The organism is Photobacterium japonica (assembly GCF_050337005.1).
GTDB classification, from domain to species: Bacteria; Pseudomonadota; Gammaproteobacteria; order Enterobacterales; family Vibrionaceae; genus Photobacterium; species Photobacterium japonica.
On sequence record NZ_JAKJSN010000056.1, the window covers coordinates 26,929 to 34,484 of the forward strand.

At 52.2% G+C, this 7,556-nt stretch carries 5 protein-coding genes and 2 tRNA genes; all 7 read right to left on the bottom strand.

From position 1 onward, the window contains the following. Positions 1-61 precede the first annotated feature (61 nt). The 7 genes from L4C36_RS19045 to L4C36_RS19075 all read right to left on the bottom strand — a co-directional run bounded on the left by L4C36_RS19045 (position 62) and on the right by L4C36_RS19075 (position 7,503). Positions 62-2,926, bottom strand: a complete 2,865-nt coding sequence (locus L4C36_RS19045) for a M16 family metallopeptidase (protein ID WP_428479386.1) — start codon at positions 2,924-2,926, stop codon at positions 62-64. An 11-nt stretch (positions 2,927-2,937) separates the two neighbouring features. Then, positions 2,938-3,369: a YqaA family protein gene (locus tag L4C36_RS19050; protein ID WP_428479387.1), complete on the bottom strand. Its 432-nt coding sequence runs from the start codon at positions 3,367-3,369 to the stop codon at positions 2,938-2,940. 186 nt (positions 3,370-3,555) lie between these two features. Further along, positions 3,556-4,686 carry a sodium ion-translocating decarboxylase subunit beta gene (locus L4C36_RS19055; RefSeq protein ID WP_428479388.1) on the bottom strand — a complete coding sequence of 377 codons (1,131 nt, stop codon included), beginning with the start codon at positions 4,684-4,686 and terminating at the stop codon, positions 3,556-3,558. A gap of 9 nt (positions 4,687-4,695) precedes the next feature. Next, on the bottom strand, positions 4,696-6,483 hold the full coding sequence (gene oadA / locus L4C36_RS19060; protein WP_428479389.1) for a sodium-extruding oxaloacetate decarboxylase subunit alpha: 1,788 nt from the start codon (positions 6,481-6,483) through the stop codon (positions 4,696-4,698). 75 nt (positions 6,484-6,558) lie between these two features. Next, a complete protein-coding gene (locus L4C36_RS19065; RefSeq protein WP_428479390.1) occupies positions 6,559-6,810 on the bottom strand; it encodes an oxaloacetate decarboxylase subunit gamma in 252 nt (83 codons plus the stop codon). Positions 6,811-7,299: 489 nt separating this feature from the next. Then, positions 7,300-7,376, bottom strand: a tRNA-Arg gene (locus tag L4C36_RS19070). Between the two features lie 50 nt (positions 7,377-7,426). Continuing rightward, positions 7,427-7,503, bottom strand: a tRNA-Arg gene (locus L4C36_RS19075). Between the last annotated feature and the right edge of the window lie 53 nt (positions 7,504-7,556).

Here is a 7,556-nt window from a genome sequence, read left to right on the forward strand (position 1 = left end):
AAAGCCGGCACAAGGCCGGCTTAATCACTGTGTTGAATATACTTTTTAGGCGTTTTTTACCTTATTGGATCGGCTGTAAATCACGTACAGGCAGTCCCATCGCCGTGAACTGGGGAGTCAGACTTTTTGCATCCCCAACCACAATGATCTGGTAATCCGCCGGATTAAACCATTTTGCCGCCAAGGCATCGATCCGCGCTTTGCTGATCGACGCGGCAATGTCATTCCGGGTTTCAACAAAGTTCTCTGGCAAAGAGTACATTAAGATCTGCCCCAATAATTTGGCTTTTTTACTTGGCGTTTCGTAGTTAAGGGCATCTTTCTGCCCAACCGCTAAGCGCATAAAGGCCAACTCTTTTTCCGTCACGCCTTCCGTCGCCATCTTATTCAGCTCTGCCAAGAATTCCTCGACTGACGCGACACTGGCATCCGCACGCACTTGGGCATAGTACGCTGACACACCTACTTCTTTACCGCCACTCTGATAACCGCCCGCACCGTAGGTGTAGCCTTTATCTTCACGCAAGTTCAGGTTAATGCGGCTATTAAAGTTACCGCCCAAGTTAAAGTTTGCCAACTGGGTTTCATACAACTCCCCCGTCGCATCATACGGCAGGCCCTGACGGACTAAACGGATCACCGTTTGCGGCGCCCCCGGTTTATCGACCATCCATACAGTCTGCTTAGGCAGTGTTGGCAAGGTCGGCGTTTGGTAGGTCGGCGCTGGCATACCCTGCCAGGTTGCCAACGCAGATAAACGCGGTGCCAGTGCAGCTTTGTCGATATCACCAATCACCACCATGTCAGCCCCATTCGGGGTGTAGTAACGGTGATAGAAGGCTTTCACATCCTCAAGGGTGATCGACGCGAGCGAGGCTTTGGTCCCTTCCGGCGGCAAACTGAATGAGGTGCCACTGAACAACACTTCGCGGGTTGCTTGACCGGCCAACCATCCAGGGTTTTGATGTTCGTAAATGATCCCTTCCAGAGCCTGCTTTTTCAGGCGATCAAAGTCAGCCTGATGGAAGCCCGGTTGGAACAGTTGCTCTTCCAAAATCGCCAAGGTCTCTGGCAGGTTTTTGGTCAACGCAGTCAGTGAAATCACGGTCCCGTACTGCCCCGCGGTGAAGCTGACCGTACTGCCTAACGTATCAAGGCGCGAGGATAACGCCTCTGCACTCGTGGTTTTCGTCGCTTCGCCCATCATGCTCGCGGTCAATTGTGCCAAGCCCGCTTTACCCGTCGGCTCGAAACGGCGGCCTGCTGGTACCACTAGCTGCAATTCAATGGTGGGGGTTTCTTGATACAGAGAGCCCAACACTTTGATGCCATTGGCCAATTCAAACTGGTACAACGCGGGCATTACGGCTTCAACCGGTGAAGACGGCTGAGGCATCACTGAACGGTCAAAATCATCAATGGGTTCACGCAACTGCTCCGCAATTTCCGCTTCTGACAATTTAGTATATTCAGGAATAATGCGCTCCGCTGGGGTAAAGTTTGGCGTCGCCGCCTGCATCGCTATTTTTCCCTTCGGTATCACACTCAAGCTCACACTCGGGTGATTGTTTAGGTACTGCGCATAGGCCTGTTCAATACTTTGTGGCGTCACCGCACGGATGTTACCCAGCTCGGTGCTGAGATACCCGGGGTTATTAAAGAAGGTTTCATACGCCGCCAGTTGTGACACTTTGCCACTGACACTTTGCAAGCCAAAAATCGCACTGGCTTCCACCATGCCTTTTAGCTCATTGACCGATTGCGTGCTCACCCCTTGCTGTTCGAGATCGCCCAGCACACCGGTTACTTTACTGCGCAGGGAACGCAAATCCCCTTTATCGCCGCTTTCACCGATCGCATAAACGTATAGGGTACACGCCAGTTCCGCACAATCATGGAAGGCGCCCGCATCGACAACGTCACCGGTTTTCACCAAGTTTTGGTACATCAGGCTGTTCTTGCCGCCCCCGATCACACGGGCCAACATGTCGAGCGACGCTTCGTCTTTCGCCCCGTTGTACGAGGTTGGCCATGCCATCAATAGCATCGGCTGTTGAACGTTATCTTCCAGTGTCAGATACAAATCATGATCCAAGGTCACCGGTTGTTTCTCGGCTTTTTCCACTTCCGGCCCACGCGGGATCGAACCGAAATATTGGTTTACCCAAGCCAATGTCTCGGCGGGATTAATGTCACCACCGATGGTCAGTGTGGCATTGTTCGGGCCATACCAGCGTAAGAAGAAGGCTTTCAGATCGTTCACGTCGACGCGATCCAAATCCGCCACATACCCGATCGGCTGCCAAGAATACGGGTGGGTACGCGGGAACAGGGCTTCGCCCATACGCTCATACATCAACCCATAAGGGCGGTTTTCATAGCGTTGTGCACGCTCATTTTTCACCGTATAACGCTGTATTTCAAATTTCTTCTGTGACACGGCGCCCAACAAAAAGCCCATGCGATCCGCTTCCAGCCACAGCATTTTTTCCAACTGATTGGCGGGCACGGTTTCAAAATAGTTGGTGCGGTCGCGGTTAGTGGTGCCGTTAAGCGTACCGCCCGCTTCGGTGATCAAGCGGAAGTGCTCTTGATCGCCCACATGCTCAGAGCCCTGGAACATCATGTGTTCAAAGAAATGGGCAAAGCCGGATTTCCCTAACTGCTCACGGGCCGAGCCGACATGGTAGGTCACATCCACATGCACCAAAGGATCAGAGTGATCTTCGTGCAGCACCACGGTTAAGCCGTTGGCGAGGGTGTACTTTGAATACGGGATCACCGGTGTGTCCAATGATGCCCCTGCTGTCACCTGCTCGACCAAGGTTACCCCTTCCGGTAACGAGGACGAGAGGCCTTGTTGCGACTGAAACTGGCTACAACCTGCCAACGAAATCAGCGCCATCCCCACTATCCACTTTTGCACAAATGCCTTCCTTATAATAAACCCTGAACCAGCATCGCCAGTACCGCATAACGGGCAGCTTTACCGAGCAAAATCAGCACCATGCTCAGCCAGTGATGCATACGCAGCCAACCTGCCGCTAGACACAACGGGTCACCAATGATCGGTAACCAACTGAAAAGCAGCGACCAGTAGCCGTATTTTTTTAGCCATAATAATGCTTTATGACCGTGTTTTTCGTGAGAAGTTTTATTGGGTAACCAGCGGCCTATCCAATAGTTGGTCATACCCCCCAAGGTATTCCCTAATGTGGCAATGGCAATCACCAGCCAAACGGGGTGATCCCCGACAGACAGTGCTGCCACCAAGCTGGCTTCAGAGCCCCCGGGCAATAACGTCGCACTCAATACGCCAGTGCTAAACAGCACCCACAGTGCGGCATCCCCTTGAAATAACTCTAGCATTGATATGGTTTTCTCTACGCGGCTTTCCCGCATTCCGATCGGTAAATCGTGGGGTAACACACGCCACCCCACTATTGAAAGGGCACTACAATAACGTATTTGACTGAAAAAAAAACGGGCAGCACAATGGCTACCCGTTTCAATATGTATCAAGCTGTGACGCGAGGGGAGGAATTGACGTCTCGATTACCCGACCAGCGCCAACAAGATCCCCGCCGCAACGGCTGAACCCAATACCCCGGCCACGTTCGGGCCCATGGCATGCATCAGCAGGAAGTTTTGTGGGTTGGCATCCAAGCCCACTTTGTTCACGACACGTGCCGCCATCGGTACGGCTGATACACCCGCCGCGCCGATCAGTGGGTTAATGTCTTCTTTGCTGTAACGGTTGAGCAATTTCGCCATCAACACGCCACCACCGGTACCGACACTGAACGCGACCGCACCCAGCACCAAAATCCCGAGCGTTTCCATCTGCAGGAACTGATCGGCGGCCAGCTTCGATCCGACACCCAGACCCAACATGATGGTCACGACGTTGATCAACTCGTTCTGTACCGTGTTAGACAGACGATCCACCACGCCAGACTCACGCATCAAGTTACCCAAACAGAACATCCCAACCAACGGCGTGGCCGTTGGCAAGAACAGAATCGTCATCAGTAACACCGCCAATGGGAACAAGATTTTCTCGGTCTTGCTCACCTCACGCAGTTGCTTCATCTGGATCTTACGCTCTTCCGGTGTGGTGAGCGCTTTCATGATCGGCGGCTGAATGATCGGTACCAATGCCATGTAGCTGTACGCCGCTACGGCAATGGCCCCAAGCAGATCAGGTGACAGCTTGCTGGCGAGGAAAATCGCCGTTGGGCCATCCGCCCCCCCGATAATGGCAATCGAGGACGCATCTGCTAAGGTGAATTCCATCCCAGGGATCACGTTGAGGAAAATCGCGCCGAACAAGGTAAAGAAGATACCAAATTGCGCGGCCGCCCCCAGCAACAGGGTCTTCGGGTTCGCGATCAGCGCCCCGAAGTCCGTCATTGCACCGACCCCCATGAAGATCAGCAAAGGGAAAATCCCCGTCTCGATCCCAACATAGTAGATGTAGTACAGCAGCCCACCCGGATCGGTGAAGCCCGCATTGGGAATGTTCGCCAGAATGGCACCGAACCCCATCGGCAATAGCAACAGCGGCTCAAAGCCTTTTTTGATTGCCAGGAACAATAAGCCTGCGCCCACCAACATCATGATGATTTGGCCTAGCTCAAAGTGTGCAATCCCGGTTGCATTCCAGAGTGTTAATAAACCTTCCATGGTTCCCTCTTACGCCAAGCTCAAAATCGGTGAGCCTACAGTGACAGCGTCCCCTTCTTTCACCAGCAAATCTTGTACGATACCGCTACGCGCCGCACGGATCTCGGTTTCCATCTTCATCGCTTCAAGGATAACCAATACATCTCCTTCAGAGACTTGATGACCCGGCTGAACATGGATTTTAAAGATGTTACCGGCTAACGGTGCTGGCACGGCTTCAGCATGACTGGCTGCGGGGGCAGGTGCGGCTGCCACAGGGGCAGAGGCGGCGGCAACGGAAGTCAGTTCGCCTTCCGGCCCCACTTCAACGCTATATACCTGACCGTTCACTTTCACGCTGTAGGCTTCAATGCCGCCGACGTTCGCTGCTGGTGCTGCTGCCGCAACAGGCGCTTTCACTTCTGGTTCCGTGCCCGGTGCCGGTTCAAAGGCAGCTGCATTATCACGATGTTTCAGGAAGTTAAGACCCACTTGTGGGAATAACGCATAGGTCAATACATCATCCACTTGCGCGTCCGCCAAACGGATGTTATCCGCTTTGGCCTTCGCCAGCAGATCATCCGTCAGGGTATGCAATTCCGCTTTCAATAAATCAGCCGGACGGCATGTCACCGGAGATGCGCCGTCTAACACGCGCGCTTGCAGTTCAGCGTTCACCGGCGCCGGTGCTGCACCGTATTCGCCTTTTAAGATACCAGCGGTTTCTTTACTGATGCTCTTGTAACGCTCGCCAGTCAGCACATTAATCACGGCTTGTGTGCCAACGATCTGTGAGGTGGGTGTCACCAATGGAATGAAGCCCAGATCTTCACGTACGCGTGGAATTTCTTCCAGCACTTCATCAAACCGATCCGCTGCACCTTGCTCTTTCAGCTGGCTTTCCATATTGGTCAGCATGCCGCCCGGTACTTGCGCGGTTAAAATACGCGCATCGACCCCTTTCAGGCTACCTTCAAACTTGGCGTACTTCTTACGCACTTGGCGGAAGTATGTCGCAATCGGTTCCAGTTTCTGCAGATCCAACTGGGTATCACGTCCGGTGCCTTGCAGCATTGCAATCACGGTTTCTGTCGGGGTATGGCCATAGGTCTGGCTCATAGAAGAAATGGAGGTATCGAGAATATCAATGCCCGCTTCAACCGCTTTCACGGCAGTGGCGGCTGATAGACCAGTTGTGGCATGACAATGCAGAGCCAACGGCACGTCACACGAGGCTTTAATCCGCGTGATCAGCGCTTCCGCTTCATACGGCTTGAGCAAACCGGCCATGTCTTTGATACACAACGAATGGCAGCCCAAGTCTTCAAGGCGCTTGGCCAAATCCACCCAAGTGTCCGCATTGTGAACAGGACTGGTCGTGTAAGACAAGGTGCCCTGAGCATGTGCGCCCACGTTGACCGTGGCTTTCACGGCTTTTTCAAAGTTACGGACATCATTCATCGCATCAAAGATACGGAACACATCCATCCCGTTATGGTGAGCACGCTCAACAAATTTTTCGACCACGTCATCCGCGTAGTGGCGGTAGCCGAGGAGATTCTGCCCGCGCAGTAACATTTGCATCGGGGTTTTTGGCATAGCTTGCTTCAGCAAACGTAGGCGTTCCCACGGGTCTTCACCCAGGTAACGGATACAGGCATCAAATGTTGCGCCCCCCCAGGTCTCAAGAGACCAATAACCAATATCGTCTAGCTGCTCAGCAATGGGCAGCATATCTTCAATACGTAGGCGAGTCGCAAAAAGGGACTGATGGGCATCACGTAACACAACGTCAGTGATCGCTAAAGGCTTGGACATGCTCACAAACTCCTTGTAAAAATAACATCCTAAAAATCACAAAAAAATCAATTAAGGGAACGATTCCCCATCGACTCAGGCCTTTTGCCTGCGGTATTGATGTACAGCCGCGGAGATCGCCGCAACGATTTCAGGCTGAACGCCATTGTGATTCACGGCGGTTGAGGATGGCTTGTTGGCCACTGAGGCAGACGGTGCATCTTTCGGTGCAAACTTTGCCAACAGCGTAACGAGATAGATCAAGATACTGAGAAACAAAAAGACCACGACCATACCGGTGACCATGATGGTAGCTGCTTCCCACAACAAAGGGCCTAAATCTGCCATAATGCTTCCTTTCATTTATTATTGTGACTGGCGCGTTAACAATTATCATAACACGTAAAATTATGTCAATATGATTAACAACAACGCAAATTATGCCGACAATTTAACCTATTTTTGCGTATTTGGTAGTACTTTTACGAAATAAGCGGAAAAATCCGGACAGAGCACACGATTCATTGCTTGTTACACGCCCGCCCCATCCCTTCATATCGGCACCAAGCCAGACAGACAGCGGGTTTCCAGCCATTAGGTGACGCTAACGTAAACGTCATATGATGAGTTGATGTCACTAAAATAAAGTAGAAAGCTGGGATGTTATGAGGTGAGTATCACAGTCGGTTAATTCTGCAGCGGTCAATCCGCCATAATTCGATCTTGTCGACAAAATAACCCATCGGTCACGTTGCCACGAACAGGCTGCTGTGAGGCTGTGGGGGGATAAATTGCAGGTATAAAAAAAGCCCAGCCGAAGCTGAGCTTTTCAAAAAATGGTGCGCGCGGGAGGATTCGAACCTCCGACCGCCTGGTTCGTAGCCAGGTACTCTATCCAGCTGAGCTACGCGCGCACTAAATCGGTGTAACAGCAACAAGCATTGAGGCTTATCACTTTAAATAATGGTGCGCGCGGGAGGATTCGAACCTCCGACCGCCTGGTTCGTAGCCAGGTACTCTATCCAGCTGAGCTACGCGCGCACTAAATCGGTGTAACAGTAACAAGCATTGAGGCTTATCACTTTAAATAATGG

Excerpts from the sequence above, each read along its gene's own strand:
- L4C36_RS19050 (WP_428479387.1), bottom strand. The coding sequence starts at position 3,369 with ATGCTAGAGTTATTTCAAGGGGATGCCGCACTGTGGGTGCTGTTTAGC.
- L4C36_RS19055 (WP_428479388.1), bottom strand. The coding sequence starts at position 4,686 with ATGGAAGGTTTATTAACACTCTGGAATGCAACCGGGATTGCACACTTT.
- oadA (WP_428479389.1), bottom strand. The coding sequence starts at position 6,483 with ATGTCCAAGCCTTTAGCGATCACTGACGTTGTGTTACGTGATGCCCAT.
- L4C36_RS19065 (WP_428479390.1), bottom strand. The coding sequence starts at position 6,810 with ATGGCAGATTTAGGCCCTTTGTTGTGGGAAGCAGCTACCATCATGGTC.